Source organism: Ahrensia sp. 13_GOM-1096m, assembly GCF_000620605.1.
Classification (GTDB): Bacteria; Pseudomonadota; Alphaproteobacteria; order Rhizobiales; family Rhizobiaceae; genus Ahrensia; species Ahrensia kielensis.
The window spans coordinates 465,012-488,920 of record NZ_KK211156.1 but is presented as its reverse complement, the minus strand read 5'-3'; the positions used below and the strand labels follow the sequence as shown (position 1 = coordinate 488,920).

The 23,909-nt window shown below is 47.7% G+C and carries 18 protein-coding genes, 1 tRNA gene and 1 pseudogene; 12 read left to right on the top strand and 8 right to left on the bottom strand.

Features of this window, described 5'->3' with window-relative positions; all coding sequences use genetic code 11:
• Positions 1 to 76 precede the first annotated feature (76 nt).
• The gene (locus N530_RS0116080) at positions 77 to 391 is read right to left on the bottom strand and encodes an HlyU family transcriptional regulator (protein WP_026481541.1); all 315 of its coding nucleotides are present in this window, start codon (positions 389 to 391) and stop codon (positions 77 to 79) included.
• A gap of 149 nt (positions 392 to 540) precedes the next feature.
• Here N530_RS0116080 and N530_RS0116075 point away from each other — a divergent pair, with 149 nt between their 5' ends.
• Positions 541 to 1,560 (top strand): carboxylesterase, encoded by a 1,020-nt coding sequence (locus N530_RS0116075; RefSeq protein WP_051541021.1) that lies wholly within the window; start codon positions 541 to 543, stop codon positions 1,558 to 1,560.
• Between the two features lie 165 nt (positions 1,561 to 1,725).
• Positions 1,726 to 2,877, top strand: a complete 1,152-nt coding sequence (locus N530_RS18425) for an AI-2E family transporter (RefSeq protein ID WP_051541020.1) — start codon at positions 1,726 to 1,728, stop codon at positions 2,875 to 2,877.
• 6 nt (positions 2,878 to 2,883) lie between these two features.
• On the opposite strand, the gene ilvA is transcribed toward N530_RS18425, so the two are convergent.
• Positions 2,884 to 4,137 carry a threonine ammonia-lyase IlvA gene (ilvA, locus tag N530_RS0116065; RefSeq protein ID WP_026481539.1) on the bottom strand — a complete coding sequence of 418 codons (1,254 nt, stop codon included), beginning with the start codon at positions 4,135 to 4,137 and terminating at the stop codon, positions 2,884 to 2,886.
• A 141-nt stretch (positions 4,138 to 4,278) separates the two neighbouring features.
• Here ilvA and N530_RS0116060 point away from each other — a divergent pair, with 141 nt between their 5' ends.
• The 5 genes from N530_RS0116060 (at position 4,279) to N530_RS19130 (ending at position 8,889) form a co-directional block, all read left to right on the top strand.
• Complete coding sequence (locus N530_RS0116060; RefSeq protein ID WP_026481538.1) at positions 4,279 to 5,730, top strand: TrkH family potassium uptake protein; 1,452 nt, start codon at positions 4,279 to 4,281, stop codon at positions 5,728 to 5,730.
• A 1-nt stretch (position 5,731) separates the two neighbouring features.
• Positions 5,732 to 6,859 carry an amidohydrolase gene (locus N530_RS0116055; RefSeq protein WP_026481537.1) on the top strand — a complete coding sequence of 376 codons (1,128 nt, stop codon included), beginning with the start codon at positions 5,732 to 5,734 and terminating at the stop codon, positions 6,857 to 6,859.
• Positions 6,856 to 8,046, top strand: a complete 1,191-nt coding sequence (locus N530_RS0116050; protein ID WP_035267303.1) for an SAM-dependent methyltransferase — start codon at positions 6,856 to 6,858, stop codon at positions 8,044 to 8,046. Before N530_RS0116055 ends, N530_RS0116050 begins: the two co-directional genes overlap by 4 nt.
• Positions 8,047 to 8,310: 264 nt before the next feature.
• Positions 8,311 to 8,679, top strand: a complete 369-nt coding sequence (locus tag N530_RS0116040; RefSeq protein WP_202899095.1) for a nuclear transport factor 2 family protein — start codon at positions 8,311 to 8,313, stop codon at positions 8,677 to 8,679.
• A 42-nt stretch (positions 8,680 to 8,721) separates the two neighbouring features.
• On the top strand, positions 8,722 to 8,889 hold the full coding sequence (locus tag N530_RS19130) for a hypothetical protein (protein ID WP_155852023.1): 168 nt from the start codon (positions 8,722 to 8,724) through the stop codon (positions 8,887 to 8,889).
• A 220-nt stretch (positions 8,890 to 9,109) separates the two neighbouring features.
• Here N530_RS19130 and N530_RS18760 read toward each other — a convergent pair whose 3' ends face one another.
• Both N530_RS18760 and ade read right to left on the bottom strand, forming a co-directional pair.
• Positions 9,110 to 9,703, bottom strand: a complete 594-nt coding sequence (locus tag N530_RS18760; protein ID WP_051541019.1) for a hypothetical protein — start codon at positions 9,701 to 9,703, stop codon at positions 9,110 to 9,112.
• Between the two features lie 147 nt (positions 9,704 to 9,850).
• On the bottom strand, positions 9,851 to 11,650 hold the full coding sequence (gene ade / locus N530_RS0116025) for an adenine deaminase (RefSeq protein ID WP_026481534.1): 1,800 nt from the start codon (positions 11,648 to 11,650) through the stop codon (positions 9,851 to 9,853).
• A 204-nt stretch (positions 11,651 to 11,854) separates the two neighbouring features.
• Here ade and N530_RS0116020 point away from each other — a divergent pair, with 204 nt between their 5' ends.
• The 5 genes from N530_RS0116020 (at position 11,855) to N530_RS0116000 (ending at position 15,730) form a co-directional block, all read left to right on the top strand.
• Positions 11,855 to 12,319 (top strand): (2Fe-2S)-binding protein, encoded by a 465-nt coding sequence (locus tag N530_RS0116020; protein ID WP_026481533.1) that lies wholly within the window; start codon positions 11,855 to 11,857, stop codon positions 12,317 to 12,319.
• Positions 12,316 to 14,559, top strand: a complete 2,244-nt coding sequence (locus N530_RS0116015) for a xanthine dehydrogenase family protein molybdopterin-binding subunit (RefSeq protein WP_026481532.1) — start codon at positions 12,316 to 12,318, stop codon at positions 14,557 to 14,559. Before N530_RS0116020 ends, N530_RS0116015 begins: the two co-directional genes overlap by 4 nt.
• A gap of 10 nt (positions 14,560 to 14,569) precedes the next feature.
• Positions 14,570 to 15,199 carry a hypothetical protein gene (locus tag N530_RS0116010; RefSeq protein ID WP_026481531.1) on the top strand — a complete coding sequence of 210 codons (630 nt, stop codon included), beginning with the start codon at positions 14,570 to 14,572 and terminating at the stop codon, positions 15,197 to 15,199.
• Positions 15,192 to 15,548, top strand: a complete 357-nt coding sequence (locus N530_RS0116005; protein ID WP_026481530.1) for a hypothetical protein — start codon at positions 15,192 to 15,194, stop codon at positions 15,546 to 15,548. Before N530_RS0116010 ends, N530_RS0116005 begins: the two co-directional genes overlap by 8 nt.
• A gap of 95 nt (positions 15,549 to 15,643) precedes the next feature.
• A tRNA-Leu gene (locus tag N530_RS0116000) sits at positions 15,644 to 15,730 on the top strand.
• 525 nt (positions 15,731 to 16,255) lie between these two features.
• Here N530_RS0116000 and N530_RS0115995 read toward each other — a convergent pair.
• The 4 genes and pseudogenes from N530_RS0115995 to N530_RS0115970 all read right to left on the bottom strand — a co-directional run bounded on the left by N530_RS0115995 (position 16,256) and on the right by N530_RS0115970 (position 23,811).
• Positions 16,256 to 17,387 (bottom strand): annotated as a pseudogene (locus N530_RS0115995) (IS3 family transposase).
• A 1,019-nt stretch (positions 17,388 to 18,406) separates the two neighbouring features.
• Positions 18,407 to 19,744 (bottom strand): HlyD family type I secretion periplasmic adaptor subunit, encoded by a 1,338-nt coding sequence (locus N530_RS0115980; RefSeq protein ID WP_026481527.1) that lies wholly within the window; start codon positions 19,742 to 19,744, stop codon positions 18,407 to 18,409.
• A 3-nt stretch (positions 19,745 to 19,747) separates the two neighbouring features.
• Complete coding sequence (locus N530_RS18410; RefSeq protein ID WP_202899106.1) at positions 19,748 to 21,778, bottom strand: type I secretion system permease/ATPase; 2,031 nt, start codon at positions 21,776 to 21,778, stop codon at positions 19,748 to 19,750.
• 95 nt (positions 21,779 to 21,873) lie between these two features.
• A complete protein-coding gene (locus tag N530_RS0115970) occupies positions 21,874 to 23,811 on the bottom strand; it encodes a hypothetical protein (RefSeq protein WP_026481526.1) in 1,938 nt (645 codons plus the stop codon).
• Between the last annotated feature and the right edge of the window lie 98 nt (positions 23,812 to 23,909).

The window sequence follows — 23,909 nt, the reverse complement described above, 5'->3', positions numbered from 1 at the left end:
AAGTATTGATAAAGTATAAGTATAAAATCTCAAGAAACAACGACTACGCCAAAAATAATAAAATAAACATTCATCATCACACCGGCTGACTATCATCCCCATACCAAAGACTTGGGCCGTTTTGATCAATAATCATCTTTGCCTTGTTAACACTGGCAGCAATCGCTTCATCCTGATTTTGCACAAGATCCGCACGTATGAATTTCCGTGATGCGCTCACTCCATCAATATTTTTAGTAATCATGCCCGCGACACGCCATTGACCACTACTATCTTTAATTGGATTGGCCCTGATTTCTACATCCTTGTAAACTTCATTTGGCTGCAGATCAGCAGGATTGGAGGTTTTATCCTCTCCACCACCAAATAAGCGCTTCAAAAATCCGGCCATAACACCTCACTCAATTTAAAATTTTAAACTAACGATAAGATGAGGGCATTGTGGTTAAATCGCAAGTATTAGGTGACTTTAGTTCAAAATTTATCCAATTGCTTTCGCAAGTTCCAGCATTTAGTTATAGCGAAAACAGGAAGTATTTAATGAATCAAATACCAGCAGCCCAACCATCGAAGCCTAAAAAACGCGGAAAATTAAAGATGGTATTCTATTTTATACTACTCATTGCGATTGCTCTGGCGGCACTGTTTATTTTCGGTCCGCGCGCGACATTCAATGACAATATTCGCTTCGATGCAGCTTCATTAGATGGCGATCTGGATGCTTATCTTGCCAAATCAGAAAGCGCTAATCCTGATGTGCTTCCTCAAGCTGTAAAAGAGATTGTTTGGGCATACCCGGCATCCAAGGCCAAAACGCCAATCGCTTTGGTTTATATTCATGGATTTTCAGCATCAAAAGGCGAAATTCGCCCCGTACCTGATCTTGCTGCTGCCGCGCTTAAGGCCAATTTATTTTATACCCGTCTTGAAGGGCATGGCGCAGGCGGGCCCGCAATGGGAACAGCCACGGCTCAAGACTGGTTGGATGATACGGCCGAAGCCATTGAGATCGGCGCACGCATTGGCGAGAAAGTGGTTGTTATCGGCACATCAACAGGTGCCACACTTGCAGCGGTTGCAGCGCTTGAACCATCTTTTAAAGACAAAGTGGCTGCATTCATCCTTATATCGCCGAACTTCAAAGTGAAGGCTGCAGGTAGCGAGCTATTGACCTTTCCTTATGCGGAAAAGTGGCTTCCTTTAATCATAGGAAAAGAGCGTAGCTTTGAGCCGGTCAATGATGCCCATGAAAAATATTGGACATCAACATATCCAACCAAAGCTATTTTGCCGATGGGCGCCCTCGTCGCTTATGCCAAAACTTTGCGCTATGAAAAAATCACCCAGCCTGCACTGTTTATATATTCAAACGAAGACAAAGTGATTGATCATCATCTGACCAGTCAAGTCATGGATAGATGGGGCGGTCAAACCAGCCTACATGCGGTGACCGGTGCCGATGATCCATACAAACACGTGATTGCTGGAAATGCTTTGTCACCCAACAAAACCCAAGAAGTGGCAGACATTATCGTCAATTGGGTAACAACACTGCATTAGTGGTTATTTAGGGCTACCGTAGGTTTTTGATAATATACGCATGTACCAAAGCCCTAAAATTATCCCAAAGGCTTACGTAAAATTGTCGCAAATTAGTCTATATATTGATTAACTTGCCGGTTATCGCGCAACGCATAAAATAGACGCGATGGAGAAAGAAACATAATGAACGCCCCGCTTGAGCCTCAGCTTCCACATGAACGCAATGAGCGGTTTCGCAACACCGTATATGGTGTCGCGATGACTTTGATGATCGGCTGGGTTCTGAGCATCGGGCAGAGTGTTTTAGTTCCCATTATCGCCAGCATTATTCTGGCCTATATTATTATCGCACTTGCCGAATTGCTAAACTATTTAGCAATTGGCGGACGTTCTGCGCCAGCTTGGGTCCGTTATCTCATATCCATATTGGTCATTGTTGCGGTCGTGTCAGCATTCGTGTTTTTGATCATATCGAACATCAACCAATTGATTGCCGTCGCACCGACATATCAGGCAAAACTCTTAACCTTCATTCAGGATATTGCCCGCACCATTGGTGAAGAATTTGAAGTAGAAACCGAACCCACATGGCAGACAATTCGCCGCGATGTTTTGGGCGATATCAGCTTACAAAGCCTCATCACTTCGACCATTACATCAATATCTGTACTCGCAGGATCGGTGTTCGTTGTATTGGTTTATACAGGTTTTGCGCTTGCCGAACGTGTGACCTTTACAAGGAAACTTGCCAAGTTAACCGATGACCCTATCGCCGCTGCACGTATTGCCGATATTATCGCCATCATCAACGAACGTATCGGCAATTATTTAGCTGCAAAAACCCTCGTCAATCTCATATTGGGTTTGATGAGCTATGTTGTTATGGCTTTTGTGGGGTTGGATTTTGCTGCGTTTTGGGGCGTGTTAATCGCACTGCTCAACTACATCCCTTATGTTGGATCATTTTTAGGCGTTGCATTTCCAGTTGCCATCGCCATCGTCCAATTTGGCGATCCTACTTGGATTATCGGCGTCGCCGGAGCGCTCATAATTTGCCAAGTGCTTGTTGGTAGTTTTCTAGAACCAAACTTAATGGGCCGCACACTCAATTTAAGCCCGTTTGTTATTCTGGTGGCATTGACCACATGGGGAACATTATGGGGCATCGCGGGCGCATTGCTATCAGTGCCGATCACAGCGATTCTCGTCATCATTCTTTCAGAGTTTGAAGGCACACGGCCGTTCGCTGTGCTACTCTCACGCGCGGGAAAAATTCCGCCTCGCCGGCAACGTGCAGGAGATACCCCCATCACCGACGACCACGAACATGTTTGATCAAGCTTAGATCAACAGGCCTGCAACCAGCTGATTATCGGTAATATCCTGCCAGACAATGCCGCTATCGGTCATACGCGCCATGAGGCCTGCAAAATTGCCGGCATCCTTGGTTTCGATACCAATGAGAATAGAACCAAAGTTCCGCGCAGATTTCTTCAGATATTCAAAGCGCGCAATATCATCGTCGGGCCCGAGTAGATTGAGAAAATCACGCAGAGCGCCGGGGCGTTGCGGCAAACGCAATACGAAATATTTCTTAACGCCGCTATGGCGCAATGCGCGTTCTTTGACTTCGGCTAAGCGCTCAAAATCAAAATTACCGCCCGATGCAATGCACAGCACGTTTTTGCCTTTGATCGCATGGGGCTGAACGTCTTTAAGCGCATCAACGGACAGCGCTCCGGCTGGTTCAAGCACGATGCCTTCAACATTGAGCATTTCGATCATCGTCAAACATAGGCGATCTTCAGGCACGAGATTGACATTATCGGGTGAAAACCGTTTCAGAATTTCGAACGGATATTCCCCCATCAGAGCAACTGATGCGCCATCCACAAAATTATCGACATGACCAACATCAACACGTTCGCCCTTTGCCAAACTGCGTTTTAGGCTCGGCGCTCCCTGCGGCTCGACGAACATAAACTCCGGCGCAAGCTTCATATCGGAAAAGTAGCGCGCTAGACCCGACGATAGACCACCGCCGCCCACAGCAACATGTATCCGGTCAATCGATTGGCCATCAGCCATTTGTGACAGCACTTCATGCGCGACCGTTGCTTGGCCTTCAATAATGTCAGGGTGATCGAAAGGCGACACCATCATGGCATTATTATCTTTGGCATATTCATTGGCAGCTGCGTAACACTGATCAAAAATATCGCCAATCAAGCGAATCTCGATTGCAGAACCACCAAACGCGCGCGTTTTATCAATCTTTTGCTGCGGCGTTGTCACAGGCATAAAGATAACGCCCTTCTTGCCAAAATACTGACACACATAGGCAAAGCCTTGCGCATGGTTGCCAGCCGAAGCACAAACGAAACTCGCAGGATTGGATGTCGCCAGACATTTGCGGAAAAAGTTGAAAGCACCGCGAATCTTATAGGATCGCACAGGTGACAAATCTTCGCGCTTGAGCAAAATATTTGCATCATAGCGCTGGCTTAAAAATACATTCTCCTGCAGCGGCGTTAGTGCGAATAAATCACGCATCGCATCTGCGGCAGTGGCAACATTGTCTAAAAATTCACTCATAACGGACTTTCGTAACGCAGATTTTGCAATTTCCTATGCATTAGCTCACCGCTCGGTGTATAGGCGCTTTCTTAACAATGCCAGTTCTGTAATAAGCTAAAAAGCACAATTGAGACGAAACTGCGGGAGCAAAGCGCTCATATGAATAGTTCGACGCTGCGAAACGCACTGCATATCAGTGCGATATTTGCCTTCTATTTAGCAACGATGATGCTGATCCCCGGCTTGGTCGATCTCTATTACAACAATGCTGACTGGAAAGTTTTTGCAGCTTCTGCCGCTGGCATCGGCGGCATATCGGCGCTTATTGCCATCGCCACGCGCTCTGGTCCGCCTGTTGTTTCAACACGGTTTACCTTTCTTGTCGTCAATTTGCTTTGGATCACCTTTTGCATCTGTGCAGCGGTGCCGTTTTATCTATCCACGCTAAACATCTCTCTCGCCGATGCTGTTTTTGAGGCTGTATCGGGTGCAACATCCACCGGCTCAACGGTTCTAACGGGCCTTGATACAATGCCGCCTGGCATTTTGCTTTGGCGTTCCATTTTGCAATGGGTCGGCGGATTGGGTGTGATTGTGCTTGGTCTTTTCATTCTTCCGTTCTTGAAAATCGGCGGCTCGTCCTTCTTCAAAATCGAATCGTCAGACCGCTATGACCGCCCCTTCGCGCGGTTTTCAACCTATGCGACATCCGTTGTTTTAATTTACACCGCGCTCACCGTACTGTGCGCCATTCTATATGCTTATTTTGGCATGAGCGGCTTTGATGCAATCAACCACGCCATGACAACGCTTTCGACAGGCGGCATGTCTACCCATGATCAATCCTTTGGAATTTTCAACGACCAGCTCCATTGGATAGCGGTTGTATTTATGATCATTGGCGCGGTTCCCTTCACCATAATTCTCGTTATGGCATTGCGCGGCCGGTTTGATGTGTTTCGCGACAATCAGGTGATGTTCTTCCTCACCTATACGATGGTTTTCATAATTATTTTGACCATTCAGCTAGAGCGCACAGGCGTCATGGATGGCACCGAAGCCTTTTCTCATGCGACGTTCAATTTGGTTTCCATCATAACGACGACAGGCTATTCTAACGAAGATTATACTTTGTGGGGACCGTTTGCGACTGGTGTATTCCTTATTGCCACCTTCATGGGCGGCTGTTCAGGGTCAACATCAGGCGGCATTAAAGCATCGCGCTGGATTGTGCTTTTCGGCGTTATCAACCGCGCTTTGGAAAAGTTCATCTATCCCAATGCGGTGCGACCTGTACGCAGCGGCGCAATGCCGATCCCTGAGCAAGTTCAGTTTGTGACGCTCATGTATTTTTGCACCTTCGGCTTGCTCGTTGGCATCGGCACGCTTCTTGTGGCTCTTACCGGCGCAGACCTTGTTACCTCGTTCTCCGCTGCCATTACCTCAATTTCAAACGTTGGACCGGGCTTGGGTGAGATTGTAGGCCCAGCTGGCACATTCGGGCCTCTGGCCGATAGCGCCAAATGGGTTCTATCATTTGGCATGTTGCTTGGCCGACTAGAACTCTTCACGGTATTGGTTCTGCTAAGCCCAGCATTTTGGCGAGACTAACATGATCGATCTTATAGACCTCAGGCACGAACTCCACCGCCATCCAGAAATATCCGGCGAAGAACGCATCACCGCGACCCGAATCGTAAAATATCTTGGCGAATGCAATCCGTCGCAGATCATCACCGATCTAGGCGGGCACGGTGTTGCCGCCATTTTTGATAGCGGGCAAGCGGGCGAAACAATTTTGCTGCGCTGCGAACTTGATGCGCTGCCGATCATTGAAACAGGTGAGCCGCCCTACCGCTCAACCGTAGAAGGCAAAGGCCATTTGTGCGGCCATGATGGTCATATGTCGATCATGATCGGCGTTGCGCAGCGCTTAGCTAAAAACCCCATCACGCGCGGACGCATTGTGCTGCTTTTTCAACCAGCAGAAGAAACTGGCGTTGGCGCACCTGCCGTTATCGCTGATGAAAAGTTCAAAGCCATAAAACCTGATTTTGCTTACGCTTTGCATAATTTACCGGGCATGCCGCTCGGCCATATTGGTGTAAAATCTGGTCCGATGTGCTTTGCGTCAGAAGGTTTAAAAATATCGCTGTTCGGGCGAACCTCTCATGCGTCACATCCCGAAGATGCTGTATCACCGATGAAAGCATTGATTGGATTGATTGACGAATTGACCAACCTGCCCGCACAGCTTGGCATTGAGCCAGACCATGCGCTGGTAACAATTTGCCATGCGAGCTTAGGCGAACCGGCCTTTGGCATCACACCGGGCGATGCAATACTCATGGCGGCCTTTCGCGCTGAAAATGACGCCTTGCAAGCAAAGCTGATTGAGAACGCTGCCCAATGCGCCAAAGCCTATGCAGAGCAACATGGCTTGTCGTCCTCCATCAGCTATGATGAAAAATTTGCTGCTTGCGACAACAATGAAGCGGCGGCGACCAACATCAAAAACGCAGCGGAAAACTTGCAATTACCAATGGTGAGAATCGACAAGCCATTCCGCTGGTCAGAAGATTTTGGCGCATTCAGCGCAGCAGGAAATACAGCTTTATTCGTGCTTGGTAGCGGCGAAGACTGCCCGCAGCTTCACGCCTCAAATTATGATTTCCCCGACAGCATTATGAAAACTGGTATTGATATGTTTGAAGAAATTGCACGAAAGCATTGCGGATGAGTGACATCTGGCGCAACGCGCAACAAGCAGCTTTCATAAAACAGTTGGAAAATGCTCTGCAGGATTCCAGCTTCAAACGCGTGACATTGTCTGCAAAAGCCAAAAACGCCGATAAATTCAAAGCCAGCTTTGATTTGGTGGTGGGCGGCTCCAAGAAGATCATCAAACATGAAGCCAGCCATTTAAGTGATGCTGAAACGCTAAACTATGATCCACAAGCTATTATCACGCTGATACAAGCCGAGCCTTATGCGGGCTTTCGCGCGGCCACGCTTTTCACGCAGGATAAAGATTTTCACTATACGGAAAACCGTAAAGGCGAGCCGAGCTTTTACCCTGCCAAAGCAACAATGCGCGATGTGGTGCAGACGCATAACAAGCCTAAAAATTACGTCCTTTCAGAAAAACGACCTTATTTGCACGGCCTTGGAGTTGCCGATCAGCGCGGTCATATCATCAAGAAGTACCATCCAAAATTTCGCCAGATCGCGAATTTTGTCGAGATCATTGATCGCGACATTGGCACCTTTGTTGAAACGGCAAATCACCCGATTTCAATTCTCGATCTTGGGTGCGGCAAAGGCTATTTGACCTTTGCGACCTATGATTATGTGGCCGAACGCGCGCGCCATACGCCCATCGGCCAAGGCATCGACATCAAAGAAAATGTCATTGATCTATGCAATGAGATTGCTGGCGATGTTGGCTTTGATGGGCTAAAATTCATCAATGCACGCATTGACAAAAACCAACCAAAAAACGTCGACATTCTGATCGCGCTCCATGCCTGCGATACCGCCACCGATGATGCGCTGGCGCTGGGTATACGTGCAGATATGCAATATTTCTTCTGTGCGCCGTGCTGTCAGGCAGAAATTTCACGCCAGATAGGCAATGCAGGCACGACATTTGATATGGTCAACCAATACCCGCTAATGCGCCGCAGGCAAGCCGATCTGATAACAGACACCGCACGCGCGCTGATGTTAACCGCCCTTGGCTATGAGGTGAAATTCCTCGAATTCACCCCGCTTGAACACACGGCAAAGAACGTCATGCTGGCAGGCAAAAAATCCGACAAAGTTGACCGCGCAAAAGCATGGGCTGACTACTTGGAACTGAAAAAATCCAGCGGTTTTGAAAAGCACGCGCTTGAGGAAAATTTGAGAGATATGCTTGGACAATAATTGTTTAGGTACGTGACGCTTTCATTGTGCGTATCGCCCCATCTCCTCTCGAAATTTTCTCTGGCCAAACACTCGCCCCCATGATGTTTTAGTTTAGCCACCAATATCTGCGACACTCAAATGATTGATATTATTAGCCTGCAAAACTTGTTGCAAAAAGGATGGTTTTTGCAACTCTCAATGGCGGCAATGCGGACTTTGCAAACATCGGAACATAGCTTAAGCTATCAATAACTTCAGCGGCAATTTTAAAGGATCACCATTTTGGACGAGGTTTCCCAGCCGGTACAAAAGCAGCTTGAGGCCTATAATGCGCGTGACATTGATGAATTCATGCTCTGGTGGGCGCCTGATTGCCAGTATTATTCTTTCCCCAACACTCTGCTTGCGGGAAGCGCTGAGGAAATCAAGGCGCGTCATGTCGAGCGGTTCAAAGAGCCTGATTTGTTCGGTAAATTGCTCAATCGCATCGTTGTCGGAAACGTGGTGATAGATCACGAAACGGTCACACGAACCTTTCTTGAGGGAAAGGGAGAGGTCGACGTCGTTTGCATTTATGAGATCGAAGACGGCAAGATTGCAAAAGCATGGTTCAAGACAAGCGAGCCCCGAATGTCTGTGCACATCTCCTGACTTCGACAGACAGCAGATGTCCGCCAGCGGCTCGGAGCCGACATGTGTCACGTAATTGAATATACGGCAAAGAACGTCATGCTGGCAGGTAAAAAATCCGACAAAATTGACCGCGCAAAAGCGTGGGCTGATTATCTTGAACTGAAAAAATCTAGCGGCTTTGAAAAACACGCGCTTGAAGAAAATTTGAGAGATTTGCTTGGGCAATAATTGTTTAGGTACGTGACGCTTTCATTGTGCTTATCGCCCATTTCTTCTCGAATTTTTTTCTGACCAAACACTCCCCCCATGATGTTTTAGTTTCGCGACCAATATTGGCGGCATTTAAATCATTGATATTAATGACGTTAGTTTCACGTTGCAAAAAGAATGGTTTTTGCGACTCTCAATGACAGCAATGCGGACAAAGCTGCCGATCGCGATGCCTCATCTAAGAGAAGTCTGTACCGCCGTCCCGGTTGATAACAAAAGAAAACGTGACCTCGTCTTCTTCATCCTCCCGGCTAGAGTCTCTAATGTCATGGATCTGTAGACAGGCAAAGTTTCCATTTGTGTTTTCTAGACAAACAATTTGCCCTTCGGTTGGTGTGATTCTTCGATTTGTAAAATCGAAGACACTAACATCTTTGATATCCGAAATTTGTCCAACATCGGAAGCCAGCGCTATTCTTTGAATATCCGAAGGATCTCGGTACATATGGATTGAGGTATCCGATGCCTTAGTGAACATCAGTGTAAACTCGTACGTATTTTCTCCAATTTCGAAATTACCGCTGTTGGTCTCGTAATCGAATCGAATTCGACCTGTCACTCGTTCGTCCTCATTCGAAGCTGTGATAGGCCAATAGATTGCAAGAAGGGTGGTGAGCCCGCCGACGAAGACAACAAGTGGCTCCATTGGAAACCACCATTTGACTACCTCAGCATACAACCATAGGGCAGAAAGGTTGAGAAAGAGTATGCCTAAAATAAGCAAACTTTTTTTTTGGCCACGCTGAAGTCGGTAAAGGGTATTATGAAGCATCTTCGTAGTCCAGTATTCCTCTGCGTTAGCTGTCTATATTTACCCAGTCAACAAATGTCCACTAGGGGCTCGGAGCTGTCATTCGATGTCGCAAAATTAAATGTACGGAACATCTTTTGTTACGCTAAACGCAATACCCGCGCCCCCCTAAACAAAAAGCTCCACCTTCTCAAACGTGCGCACGTCGATCAGGCCTTCATCTGAAATACGCAATTCGGGAATAACCACCAGCGCCAGCAGAGAATGCTGCATAAATGCATTGTTGAGCGTGCAGCCCATCTCGCGCATAGCGGCGGTTAAAATGTCGGCTTTTGCAGCAACAATTTCGGCGCGTTCATCGCTCATCAATCCGGCAATCGGCATTTCCACCATCGCCAATTCTTCGCCTTGGCTGACCATGCACACGCCGCCGCCAACGGCTGCCAAACGGTTTACCGCCATCGCCATGTCGCCGTGGTTCGTGCCCACCACAATGATATGGTGGCTGTCATGGGCAACGGTGGAAGCAATCGCGCAGTCTTTTGTGTAGCCAAAGCCAGAGACGAACGCATTGGTAACGCCGCCTGTGGCGCGGTGACGTTCCACCAGCGCGATCTGGCAAACATCGTTTTTGCGGTCCATTTTAACCATGCCATCTTTAACGTTGAGCGTTGCTTCCAGCGCTTTCGTTGGTGCTTGGTTTTCAATAACGCCGATCACCCGTGCATTGACTTCATTGGCACCGCTCGGCGCATCAATATGGAAACGTTGTGCGGTCATGTTTTTCAGCAGATTGACCGTGTTTTTCGCACTATCAGGATATGGGTAAGCGGGAATATCTGCGATCAATTTGCCTTGTTCTGCAAGCTTTATGCCGCGGCCGTAAACCGCATCAATTTTGAGTTCTGCCAAATCTGAAACAAGCAGAAAATCCGCACGCCGACCGGGCGTGATCGAGCCAAGCTCGCGTTCAAGACCAAAATGTGAAGCCGTATTGAGCGTTGCCATTTGAATGGCCGTGATTGGCTTTAGCCCCTGCGCGATAGCATGGCGCACCACGCGGTCCATATGACCATCTTTAACAAGCGTGCCTGAATGGCAATCATCGGTACAAAGAATAAAATTGCGCGGGTCAACGCCCTGCTCCGTCACCGCTTTGATTTGCTCGGCCACATCATACCAGGCTGATCCTAAACGCAGCATCGCCTTCATGCCTTGGCGCACACGTGCAATCGCATCTTCTGCGCGTGTACCTTCATGGTCATCTTCTGGACCACCCGCCACATAGCCATGAAATGGCAGCCCTAAATCTGGCGATGCATAATGACCGCCGACTGTTTTGCCAGCGCGCACCGTTGCATTAATCGCGCCGCGCATAACCGGATCATTGCCCGCGACACCTGGAAAATTCATCACTTCACCAAGCCCAATAATATTGGGCCAATCCATCGCCTCAGCGATTTCGTCCGGTCCAAGCTCAGCACCCGCATTTTCCAACCCCGGCGCAGACGGCACACAGGAAGGCATCTGCACATAGACATTGACGGGCATGGCTTCGGCTTCATCATGCATCAGCCGAACACCTGCAAGCCCGAGCACATTGGCAATTTCATGCGGGTCGATGAACATCGATGTGGTGCCGTGAGGAATAACAGCGCGTGTAAATTCCGTCACTGTCACCATACCGCTTTCGACATGCATATGTGCATCACAAAGCCCCGGCACCAGATAACGGTTCTGCGCATCCACGACCTTGGTGTTTGGCCCGATACAATGGCTGGCATCATTGCCACAATAAGCAAAGCGCCCTTCGGCTATCGCGATATCTGTTGCGGGAATGATTTCGCCTGAATGAACATTGACCCACTTGCCGTTGCGCACGACGAGATCAGCTGGCTTTCGCCCCATAGCAACATCCACAAGATGCGCAGAAACGTCGGTCCAAGGCTTAATTTTCGATTCAGACATATAAGGCTCCAATTGTTTGCCACAATGTGCCAAGCATAAGCCGTTAAAGCCAGACGTTTTGGCTATTTCAATGCACTATTTTTTGAGCTGAATTTATCTTTGCAACTCAATCCAACTTAATTCAGCGCATTTTCTTGAAACTTTACCCAATTGGTCAATATACTCATCATAGTGTAAAACGTCCTCAAACGAGCGGAGCCAACCATGCGGCTGACCATTAACGGAAAATCCGAGACGGTGGATGTTGAAGATGACATGCCGCTTTTATGGGTGCTGCGCGATGAACTTGACATCAAAGGCGTAAAATATGGCTGCGGCATCGCACAATGCGGCGCGTGCACCGTTCACATTGACGGTGTTGCCGTGCGTTCATGCGCCATACGTGTAAGCGATGTTGAAGGTGAAATCACGACAATTGAAGGCCTTGGCAATCCTGATGCGCTTCATATCGTTCAAAAAGCTTGGATCGATCATCAGGTTGCGCAATGCGGTTATTGCCAGTCTGGCCAAATCATGTCGGCCGCAGCCCTGCTCGACCAAAACGCTAACCCAAGCGATGAAGAGATCGACAATTATATGTCGGCAAATCTGTGCCGTTGCGGCACCTATCCGCGCATTCGCGAAGCGATAAAAGATGCCGCCTCAAAACTGAGCGCAGGTGCAGCATGAGCAAGCTCAAAACCATCACACGCCGCACATTTTTGATTGGCTCAACGGCTATCGCAGGCGGTGTCGCCTTTGGCGCTTATATGTATAAGCGCGATCCGCAAAACCCGCTCACCGCTCAACTTAAAGAAGATGAAGCGGCCATCACACCTTATGTGAAAATTGACGCGAGCGGCATTACACTCATTACGCCGCGCACGGATTTGGGCCAAGGCACCTATTCCATGCAAGCTATGCTGATTGCTGAAGAGCTTGATGTTGAGCTTGATCAAATCAAAGTCGATCCGGGTATGCCGGACCCTGCTTATTATAACACCGCTTTGTCCGATGAGGCGTCGCCCGTTAGACCTACCGATGATAGCTTTGCAGCTGAATCCACACGCTCATTTGTTGATGCCGCAATGAAGTTTCTCGGCCTTCAAATTACTGGCGGCTCAACATCTGTGCCCGATTCATATGAGAAATTACGCCAAGCGGGCGCTGTCGCGCGCGAGACTTTAAAAGCGGCAGCTTCACAGCAATCAGGCGTATCGATTGACCGGCTCAAAACCGAAAAAGGCATGGTGCAATTACCCGATGGCACTTCCCTGTCCTATGTCGAGCTTGCACCCATAGCTGCCACAATAGAACCAATAAAAGACATTGAACTGCGCAGCCCGAGCGAGTGGCGCCTAATTGGTAAAAAAGTGCTGCGCCATGACATCATCGCCAAATCAACGGGCACTCTGCCTTATGGCATTGATTTTGAAATCGAAGGCATGGTTTACGCTGCGGTTAAAACCAATCCGCGCCAAGGCGGCGCGATGAACAGCTATGACGCCACAGAAGCTGAAAAAATGCGCGGCGTTCAAAAGATCATCCCGCTTAAAAACGGCATTGCCGTAATCGCTGATAATACATGGCGTGCTTTTAAAGCAGCAAACGCTGTCACATTTGATTGGGGCCAAGCGCCCTATCCAGCTGAAATGGACGCGCATTGGCAAACCTTGTCAGATTCGTTCACGCCTGATCTGCAAGATTCGCGCACCCGCGATGACGGCGAGATCGATAATGTGTTCGCCGAAGGACCACCTGATTTTGAAGCCGAATACCGCGCACCCTATGTGGCGCACCAACCGTTAGAGCCGCTTTCAGCAATTGCAAAAATTACCGATGAACGCGCAGACATTTGGACAGGCACTCAAATTCCGGGCTTTGTGCGCAGCAATGTTGCCAAGGCAACGGGCCTAACGGAAGAACAAGTCTTTGTTCATGTGCTTTATGTCGGCGGCAGCTTCGGTCACAGGCTTGAAGATGATGTGGTCAAGCAAGCCGTGGAAATTGCAAAATCCATCAAAGGAACGCCGGTTAAACTGACCTATAGCCGTGAAGAAGATTTTGCACATGATTATCCACGCCAAATCGCAATGGCGCGCGCAAAAGGCAAAGTCAAAAACGGCAAAGTCGACAGCTTTGATCTTTCCATCGCCATGCCATCGGTCATTGCATCACAAATGGGCAGACAAAATTTTCCTGTACCTGGCCCCGACCCAGCAATCCTTGCCGGTGCGTGGGAGCAGCCTTACGCTATTCCCAATTATCGCACGACCGGATATCGCGCGCCTGAACTTGCACCCATCTCCTCTTGGCGTTCTGTTGGTGCATCTTCAAACGGTTTCTTTCATGATTGCGCATTGGATGAATTAATCCATGCAGCAGGTGCAGATCCACTTGAAGAGCGCATTCGCCTTATGTGGCATGAACCATCGCGCAAAGTGCTGGAAGCTGTGGGTGAAATGTCAAATTGGGGCAGCGATCTTGGCGAAAACCGTGGTCGCGGCGTCGCTTTCTGTTTGTCATTCGGCACAGCAGTCGCTGAAGTCATAGAAGTTACGAATACCGAAAACGGCATTAAAATAGATAATGTCTATGTTGCGGCCGAAGTTGGCAAAGTAATTGATCCCATCAACTTTGATAATCTGGTCAAGGGCGGCGTTATATGGGGGCTTGGTCATGCGATGAACTGCCAAATGACCTATGCAGACGGCATGGCGCAGCAGTCAAACTTTCATGATCATGAAGGTATGCGGCTTTATCAATGCCCGAATATAGAGGTACGCGCTCTGGAAAATGGCGCCAAAGTGCGCGGTATTGGCGAACCGCCTGTACCACCTGCTGCACCTGCGCTCGCCAACGCAATCTTTGCCGCAACAGGCAAGCGAATTCGTGAAATGCCATTCAACAAACACATTGATTTCGTGTGAGGAAAAGAAAATGAAAAACATCCTCATAGGCTTAATCGTGCTGCTGTCACCGACAATGGCAATCGCGCAAGAAACCGAAGAAAGAGTTGAAGTGGAACTGCTCGAAGAAGGCTCTGTTTCACCGGAAAAAGGCCTTGAGCACTGGGCCAGAATTTATGAAGTTTTCTCGCACCCCCGCTGTTCGAATTGCCATGTTGATGAAGGCGGCATACCCATATGGTCGGGACCGTCTTATGGGCCAGAGCCACGCCCACACGGCATGAACATCAAGGCTGGTGAAAGCCGCGTCGGTGCAGAAACCATATTATGCACGACCTGCCACACGTTAAACAATGGCGATATTAATCACGCACCGCCCGGCGCTGAAGTGTGGCATTTACCACCGCCTGAAATGGTATGGTACAACAAATCATCGGCTGAAATTTGCGCGCAAATTCAAGACCCAGAACGCAATGGCGACCGTACGATGAAAGAGGTTGCAGAGCATGTTGCCAATGATGAGTTGGTGCATTGGGGCTGGAACCCTGGCCCCGGGCGTCAACCAGCGCCCTACTCTGCAAAAGTCAATGTCATGGATATTCTGGCTTGGACAGCTGCAGGAAAACCGTGCCCGCAAGAGGAGGAAAAGTCCGATGGATAATGCGCCGCGCCGCTACCAGCTTGCCTCTCTGTTTCTCTCAGTTTCCGGAATAGCGCATATTGTCGTTGCGGGCTTGTCTGGCCTGCGTGTTTTTGATGCTGTACTACTTGGTATCGGCGTTGCCTATTTGCTGCTTGCCTATCTCATGCAAGCAGGTCGCCGCTGGATCGCCTATATTGTTTTTACATTCATGCTGTTCGGTGCAGTTGGCGCCTATATGTCTATGCCAACCCAGCAAGGAATTGTTCAAACCGGCTATCAGGTGATTATCGGCGCCGATATTGCCTGTGCATTTATGCTATTTATCATCTTATGGCGGCGTAAAAATCCCATCAAACGCAATGCATAAGGATTGTCAGTGTAAAAAAACGCATCAACGACAATTAAGGGCTTTTGTTTAACGGCCACTTTGGCTAGGAGTGCTTCGTGCTGTTTTCAGCATGTGCCCCCTTGGCGGAACTGGTAGACGCAAGGGACTTAAAATCCCTCGATCGTTTGATCATGCCGGTTCGAGTCCGGCAGGGGGCACCATACGGTTCTAAGAGCCCTTTATTTACAGGCATTAGCAACTGACCTCTTTGTACAAACCGCATTAATTTTGTACCAGCTTCTGTACAATTTTCTAGGTTGAAATTCCACATATAAGTTGATCTAGTTACACCTCTACCCCACGGGGGGACTTCATATTTGTATGTATCCATTTGGGCTTAGAGATTTTTTTTAAAATTTTACGCGGAGGGCTGGCTATTGATTGCCCCTATTCGACTCAAATTTGGACGCTGAGGGCCGTCTTATTTCAAGAGTGCCCCCCCCTTGTGTGGTGTCTTCACGCCACTCCTGAGACTCCCGAGAGTTGCCTGTGATCATCTTAAGCTTTTCTCTCGGGGACATTAGTGAACCGCCCCACCTTTGCTGGAGGCCGTTTGGTTTAAGTTATGCTGCCAATTCTCGTTCGTCCAACCTTTCATAATAACGTTGTTCGGCTTCGGCTGGCGGGATGCTGCCTATCGGTTCCAAGGTAATCCCCCCATTTTTAATGGGGTCTGGCAGTAGAATTTAAGCGGCCATTTGTTGCTTCAGTTTTGCAGCAGGTGTTATCCCGCCAATACCCATATTGGGGCGATCATTGTTGTATGTCCAGAGCCATTGCGTGGCGTAGTTTTGTGCCTCCTCTATGCTTTCGATAATGTATTGGTCGAGCCATTCATGTCTGACCGTTCGGTTGTAGCGCTCAACATATGCATTCTGCTGCGGCTTACCTGGTTGAATATGCATTATAACAATACTGCGCTCTTCAGCCCAACTCCGCAGCTTCTCACTGATATATTCTGGCCCATTATCAACTCTTATCGACAATGGTTTGCCGCGCCATTCAATGATTTGGTTCAAACTACGGATGACGCGTTCGGCAGGCAGCGAGAAGTCCACTTCAATGCCAAGCCCTTCACGGTTGAAGTCATCAAGTACGTTCAACAACCGAAACGCTCGGCCATCTCCCAGCTGATCAGCCATAAAATCCATTGACCACGTTATGTTTGGCGCGTCAGGCACTGCCAGTTCATCTGGCTTGTCACGCTTCAACCGTTTTCTGGGTTTGATACGAAGGTTCAGCTCCAATTCGCAGTAAATCCGATAAACGCGTTTATGGTTCCATGGATGTCCTTGGACGTTGCGCAAATATAAAAAGCAAAGCCCAAAGCCCCATGTTTTACGCGCTTTGGTCAGACCAAGAAGCAGGTCAGCTATTTTCTCGTTATCGGTCCTCAACCTGGGGCAATAGCGATAACACGTCTCGCTCACGCCAAAAGCTCGGCATGCAAGCGCGATACTGACACCGCGCAATGCCACAGCTGACACGGCCATCTCTCGGCGATGAGACGGCCGCCTTACTTTTTTCCAAGAGCCTCTTTGAGCAAGTCAGCCTGCATGCTCAAATCTGCATACATGCGTTTCAGACGACGGTTCTCATCTTCCATTGCTTTCATTTGGCTGATCAAGGAAGCGTCCACTCTCGGCCATGCTACGCATAGCCTGCCGTGCAGCGCATACCCCCGTATTTGGCACGCCATTTGTAAAATGACGCATTGCTCATGCCATGCTCACAGCAAAGTTCACTAACTGGAATGCCGTCTTCAGCTTGGCGAAGAATCGCCATGATCTGCGTTTCACTATATCGGGTCGTTTTCATTCAAAATCTCCTCGTTCATTATGCCGAGAAAATTCTACTTTGAAACACCGTTATTTTTAGGGGGGATTACCGGTTCACAATCAACTGTTCGAGTTTATAAAAGAGAAGGGTCGCCAACCTAGATTACTTCGTCGAGCCACAAGAGGCGAGCGGCGTACACCTTCCCGATCAAGAGCAAAATTTTACTGCGGATCGGTGAGAGGTTAGCAAATGAGCGATACATAAGGGGCGATGCACTCACAGGGTGTCTAGGAAACTCGGGCTATGAAGATATCGCTTAAACGAACCAATTTGCTCTTAAGTAGTGTAATTGCGGCGTGGCTGATGGTAAAAGTCTGTGATTGTTCCTTCTACAGCTTCTCGGTGCAGCTCGTTGTTAAGAAAACGTCATTTAACCGTTTTTCTGATCTTCGACCTGTCTCATCATTTACTCCATGACAGTAGTGATGAGCCGAGAACTCTCCTCTAGGCAAATAGGCCAATCAGACCATTAGGCGTTGATGGTAAAAAAAGTAAAATTATAACCTCTCATCCTTTCCCAACATTTCTTCGCCATCGAGACAGGTAACCGTATCATTTTTGGGTGCGATAGAATTATTTGACAATCGCCCAGCAAGGAAATAGCAGTAACCGCTGGAAATTGGTTCTGGAAAATTAGCCCTATCGTAAACCCTATTCTGATTCTCTATTTATCGTCTTGGCATCTGCTTGATGATAAATTGGCCGTCTTCCAGTGAACCTCAAGACTGTATTTGACACCGTGACATGACTCACGCCAAACTTTTTTGCAATCGTTCCGATAACACCACGCGCTTGATCCGACGCATCCCAAGTTTGAAAAATCTCTTCGCGTTGAGAAGCGCTTAAATGGCATTGTGCCCCATTCTTTCTCATAGAACGCATGGTCAAGTTTCTCTCATCATTTGCAAGCTAACAGATTCCTAAGTCCGCACCAAAAATTTAGTATACCTCACAATGTTCTCGTTCCACACGTATGGACCCAGTTGCCTGATTCCAATTTACTGTTCTTTAAATGCGCGTGCCATGCTGTCAACAATTGGTTTTGAAAGGTAATCAAAGAAAGTACGTTCCGCCGTTTGAATTAATATTTCTGCGGGCATACCAGGTGTAGGTACAAAGCCGGGAATGCGCGTGATTTCATTGGAAGCAAGGCTTACACGAACAAAATACACGTCACTTGTTTGTCCATTTGTTGATATTGGCAAAGCGTCAGCAGAAACATATTCAACTTCGCCTTGCAGTACCGGCGTTACTCTCTGATTAAGCGCACTCAATCGCACCGTAGCAGGATGACCAACCCGCACTGAATCGATATCTGTGCGTGAAATTTGTGTTTCAATTATCAACGGAACACCGGACGGAATTATTTCAGCGATGCTCTTGCCGCTTTCAATAACGCCGCCCGCTGTATGATAATGGAGTTTGACGACTGTGCCGGATACCGGCGCAGTTATCACCGAGCGTTTCAGTACACTTATCGCATTGCGGGCCTGTTCATGGACGCTGTCTAATTCGGCCTCAATTAGCCCTAAATTATCAACAGCTGTCTGCCTATGAGCTGCGATCGTCTGTGCTTTTTGCCGTTTATAGCGTTCAATTTGCGCACCTGTTTCCGATACTTCCGCTTTGAGCCGTGCAATTTGTCCTTCAGCTTCTACAATCGCACGTTCTATCGCGTTGATATCTGGCTTACGCATGTAGCCACGCTCATAAAGTTTGTTCTTACCTTCATATTCATCGCGAAGAATAATGAGTTGGCGTTCCATTGATTCTCTTTGAAAGTCATAGCCTTGAGCTCTATATTGCAAGGATTGGATATTGCTCTCCAGCAAAAGTATGTCACTTTCTAACTTACGCTTGGATGAGTAGAACGCTTCTCGTTGACTGCTAAGAACAGCGGCAACTTCAGGGTCTTGCGACTGCGTTTGCAACTGCTCAGGAAACTCAAGCTTCTCTTGCAACTCATACTCAGCACGAAGGCGGGCATCTATTGCTTCAAGTCGCAAACTACGAAGTGAAAACTGCCGCTCATTTGCCAAAGCCGTTGTTTCATCAAGGCGCAGCAAAGGCTGGCCTTCGGTAACATGATCGCCTTCTGAAACATTTATTTCGTGAATAATTCCACCTTCTAGATGTTGTACAATTTTATTTTGACCCGTCGCAACAAAGCTGCCCTGGGAGATAACCGCCGCTGCCAATGGCGCAGAAAAAGCCCAATACCCAAAACCGCCAAGCGCTCCAAACAGTATCAAGAAGCCCAAAATCGAAATTTTGTATATTCGCCTAGGAACCGCTGAATACCATTCATTGTGATCGTTAATTATCATCACACTCATTGCTTATTCCTTTTGGGTCGGCACGTTATCGCCTTGGCCAAGCGAGCCTCTGTCTTGATGACTTGCAAGCTCTTCAAGAACCTGAATACGGTCACCAAACATCGCAATAGTCCCGTTCGACAGAAGCATAATTTTATCGACATACCGAAGCAGTGCTGGCTTCTGTGTTATGACCACAACCGTTATTTTATGCGCTTTGGCATGCTTCATAGCGTTTGCAAGGGCTTTATCCCCGATGGCATCTAAGTTGGAATTGGGCTCATCAAGAACTAACAATGTAGGATTTCCAAAGAATGCGCGAGCCAGTGCTATGCGCTGCTTCTGACCACCTGAAAGCGGTGAACCATCAGCGGAAACCACGGTTTCATATCCAAGCGGTAGCGAGGCAACCATCTCATGAACATCTGCCAAGGTCGCCGCTTCAAATATTTCAGCATCGGTCGCATCAGCTCGCATGCGCGCAATATTATCTTTAATAGTACCTGGAAAAAGTTGCACATCTTGTGGAAGGTAGCCAATATTCTCACCAAATTGGCGTTGATCCCAATTGCGTAAATCCATCAAGTCTAGCCTCACGCTGCCAGATGTGGGCAAAATGGAACCAACCAACATTTTACCAAGCGTGGTTTTTCCTGCACCCGAGTCGCCGATTATCGCCAGCGAAACACCAGGGTTAAGCGAAAATTGCAAACCATTGAGAACAACCCGCTTTGTACCTTGTGGCACATAGAGCAGTCGTTCCACGTCCAGTTTTCCTTTTGGTGTTGGCAACCGCAACCGCCCAGCATTCAAAGGTGATGATTTCAGCAACCCTGAAATTCGGCTATAAGATGAACGCGAAAGAAGAAACTGATTCCACCCTTCAATAGCACCTTCGATCGGGGCTAACGCACGGCCTGCTACAATTGATGCTGCAATCACCATACCGCCCGTAATCTCACCATGGATGGCAAGATATGCACCCCACCCAAGCATGCCGACTTGAGTAAGTAGTCTGATGCCTTTTGAAATCGACGCAGTAATGATGTTTCTATCTTGCGCGATAACTTGCGCACTCAGTGAAGCTGCGGTGTCCTTGCCCCACAACCCTACGGCCTCAGGAATCATCGCAAGCGCATTGATAATCTGACTGTTACGCGCCATCGAATCCAGGTGGAGGTTTGCTTTACTTTGGTGAACATTCGCAGTGCCAAACGGTGTTGAAGTGACCTTTTGGTTTAGCAGCGCCATAATGAGCAACATCAATGATGTCGCGATAACAATCATGCCCAAGTCAGGATGAATGAGAAATACCGCCAAAATAAATAATGGCGCGAAAGGTCCATCTAAAAATGACAGCAAGGTTCCCGAAGTTAAGAATGAACGCAGTTGCTGCAAGTCACCTAGTATTTGGTATTCTTTTCCGTTGCCATTAAGCGACGCACGGGCTGCAGCGCTTAGGATTGGGGAACCAAGTTGCACCGCAACTTCCACCGCAGTGCGCATCAGGATTATGCGTCTTATACCGTCAAATACCACCTGCAAAACGACAGCACCCACAATAACGACTGTAAGCATCACAAGTGTATCGATTGAGCGACTAGTTAAAACCCGATCTGAAATCTGAAAAAGGTAAATTGGGATTGCAAGGACAAGTATGTTTGTTACACATGTGAAAATCATCACAATCGCAAGGTTCGCTTTAACAGCGCTCAAACCTTTTTTTAAGCTCTTCGAGAAATCAGTTGGGCCAACCCGTTCGTGGAACTTACCACTGCCGCCGCCATTGCCTTTTCCACTGCCGCCACTGTTTGTCGTGGGCTCGACGGGCGGTACAACTTCAGATGGGTCATGCTCTGTCGTTTTGGCAAAAAATGGGGTTTTATTCAGATTAGTAGGTGATTGCGGCTGATCAACCTTTGCTTTCGTGCGCACATCGCTCCCTAAATAAACTTCCGGTGAAGATGAGTTATCTTTGTCATAACGCGGCCGATTTTTTTCTGGCAGAGAAACTTCACCCGACAAGTCACGAACAAGTGTATCAATCTGCTGCATAGCAGCAACTTCGTCGTAGATATCTGCGTGAACTTTCTTAACAGTTATCTTGTCTTGATCGATTGAACGAAATTGATATTTTGTCATATCTACACCTACGCCAACATCGTTTGCATGATATCGACTTGAGGTGCTTCTGCAGGTGTGGGTACGATTGTATCGCTATCTGGAGCGCCGGTATCATCGACCATATCATCGCTTAGGAAAAGTACAGCTTCGCTAGCCAAATGGCTTGTATCGGTCGCCACAAAAACAGGCTCATCGATAATTAACTCTGCTTGATAAAGAAGAGCGTCTGAATAAATATCGCCGCCAACGTAAACAGATGAATTAACACCCACCTCAACTATGGCCGCTAAATTGAGAAGCGTGTTGTCACCCGTCTCTACATCCCAATCTATACCTGAATTGCTAAGATCAATAGCAACTTGATCAGCATCACCCACGACATTGACCTGTTTGATATACTGCAGATCAAGCAGTGAACCACTGATATAAAGAACATTTAAATGGCTTATTTCAGCAAATTCTGAAAATGAAGCCATTCCTTGTTGAAATGACATGTCGCCTGAATTTATAACTGAAATACCATCCATCATCGCTTGCGATAGTGCATATGTCGTATCGATGCCTGTTTGCTCAATAGAAGCCACATTCCATAGGGCATTACCGCCACTAGCAATGCCGCCAACACCAGCATTCGCAGTTGTGGTGGTTACAAAATCATTATCAAAAAGAACGTTGATTTGATTGATGATATTGGCATGATAAATATCGCCGCCAACAATTATTAGATCATAATGGTAACCAAGCTCCAATATTGAAAATGAATTTAGTGTGAGATTATTGCCTGTTTGCATCATCACATTTGAGCCTGAGGCGGTTGTTGAAATAACGTCATTATCAACGAGATAATTTATTTGTTCTAACCAGTTTAGGAGAATAAGATTACCTTCAAGCACAGTAATCGACCAATCATTTGGCATGGAAGCCGTCACTTGTGCTGCAGCATCAGGGATTGCTGATGACGTCGTAACAAAGGCTGCAATATTTTGAACAAGCGCCGAATGGTCACTTTGTGCCACCTTGGAAACAACGCCGTCCAGCTCATCTGAATCAACAAGCACATTGGTTTGGCTGATTATATTCAAAGAAACATGATCACCACGAACCATTTGAACCGGCGCATCAATCCACGCTTCAATCATGACCGCTTCGTTTATCGACGTGTTGCCACCAGCTCTTATGTCAAAAGACGGCACATTGTCAGTATTATCAGTTTCAGAATCCACTTCATTTTCAACTGGCGGCGATAATATCTGCGATAGCTCTGGCGCTTCATCAGTAATTTCGCCATTCACATAGATGCCTGAAAATGTATCGCTTTGAACCACATCAATCGACGCGTTTAACGGATTCGAACTCGTATCAATCTGAGCAGCTAGAACTCTCGCCTCATCAACGATTTCTGCGATAGCATCTTCAAATGCTGGCGGTTTAATGGACGACAGGGCGGAAATCGCCTTAGCATTAAGCGCAGCGTGTTGCAGGTCATTTTCAAAAGTTATTGGATCAACATAATCAAACGCGATATCGCTATCTAAGATCTTGTCATTGTCTATAAGTGTATTGCTTTGCTTCACGGCCAAACCAATAGATCCCGGAATTGGCGGCACAAGGTAAAGAGGTGAAACACCGCCAAACACATTGCTCTGGTCCATTTGAAACATTTTTTTGCCTAACATGGCATCACTTGAAACTGATCCAAACTTCACAGACTCAACGTCTAAGCGTTGACGAAGCTCAATGATTTCGTGGTCAGGTGCCTTATACTTAACGTCAGCCTCAAGGTCTGTTAGCTGGTGGGAAGCCTTTGAATCATACTGTGAAAATTCCAGATCCATGGGAATCTCGGCATCCTCTTCCTGCTTAGAAAACTCGTCATGTCCATCACGCGCTCGCTCCTGTTCAAGCAGGAGTTCAAATAAGCCTATAAAATGCGCGATGGCTTCTGAAACCCGGTCAGTAAACATAACTGCCCTTTCTAAGAATGGAGCCCCAGATATTTTAAGTTTTCACGGCTTGAGGCATTTTGAAATTCAGCACGAAAAATTAAAGGGCCGATCACTGA

Bases quoted from the DNA above. Each gene is read 5' to 3' on its own strand.
- N530_RS0116080 (WP_026481541.1), bottom strand. From the start codon at position 391: ATGGCCGGATTTTTGAAGCGCTTATTTGGTGGTGGAGAGGATAAAACC.
- N530_RS0116075 (WP_051541021.1), top strand. From the start codon at position 541: ATGAATCAAATACCAGCAGCCCAACCATCGAAGCCTAAAAAACGCGGA.
- N530_RS18425 (WP_051541020.1), top strand. From the start codon at position 1,726: ATGAACGCCCCGCTTGAGCCTCAGCTTCCACATGAACGCAATGAGCGG.
- ilvA (WP_026481539.1), bottom strand. From the start codon at position 4,137: ATGAGTGAATTTTTAGACAATGTTGCCACTGCCGCAGATGCGATGCGT.
- N530_RS0116060 (WP_026481538.1), top strand. From the start codon at position 4,279: ATGAATAGTTCGACGCTGCGAAACGCACTGCATATCAGTGCGATATTT.
- N530_RS0116055 (WP_026481537.1), top strand. From the start codon at position 5,732: ATGATCGATCTTATAGACCTCAGGCACGAACTCCACCGCCATCCAGAA.
- N530_RS0116050 (WP_035267303.1), top strand. From the start codon at position 6,856: ATGAGTGACATCTGGCGCAACGCGCAACAAGCAGCTTTCATAAAACAG.
- N530_RS19130 (WP_155852023.1), top strand. From the start codon at position 8,722: ATGTGTCACGTAATTGAATATACGGCAAAGAACGTCATGCTGGCAGGT.
- N530_RS18760 (WP_051541019.1), bottom strand. From the start codon at position 9,703: ATGCTTCATAATACCCTTTACCGACTTCAGCGTGGCCAAAAAAAAAGT.
- ade (WP_026481534.1), bottom strand. From the start codon at position 11,650: ATGTCTGAATCGAAAATTAAGCCTTGGACCGACGTTTCTGCGCATCTT.
- N530_RS0116020 (WP_026481533.1), top strand. From the start codon at position 11,855: ATGCGGCTGACCATTAACGGAAAATCCGAGACGGTGGATGTTGAAGAT.
- N530_RS0116015 (WP_026481532.1), top strand. From the start codon at position 12,316: ATGAGCAAGCTCAAAACCATCACACGCCGCACATTTTTGATTGGCTCA.
- N530_RS0116010 (WP_026481531.1), top strand. From the start codon at position 14,570: ATGAAAAACATCCTCATAGGCTTAATCGTGCTGCTGTCACCGACAATG.
- N530_RS0116005 (WP_026481530.1), top strand. From the start codon at position 15,192: ATGGATAATGCGCCGCGCCGCTACCAGCTTGCCTCTCTGTTTCTCTCA.
- N530_RS0115980 (WP_026481527.1), bottom strand. From the start codon at position 19,744: ATGAGTGTGATGATAATTAACGATCACAATGAATGGTATTCAGCGGTT.
- N530_RS18410 (WP_202899106.1), bottom strand. From the start codon at position 21,778: ATGCAGCAGATTGATACACTTGTTCGTGACTTGTCGGGTGAAGTTTCT.
- N530_RS0115970 (WP_026481526.1), bottom strand. From the start codon at position 23,811: ATGTTTACTGACCGGGTTTCAGAAGCCATCGCGCATTTTATAGGCTTA.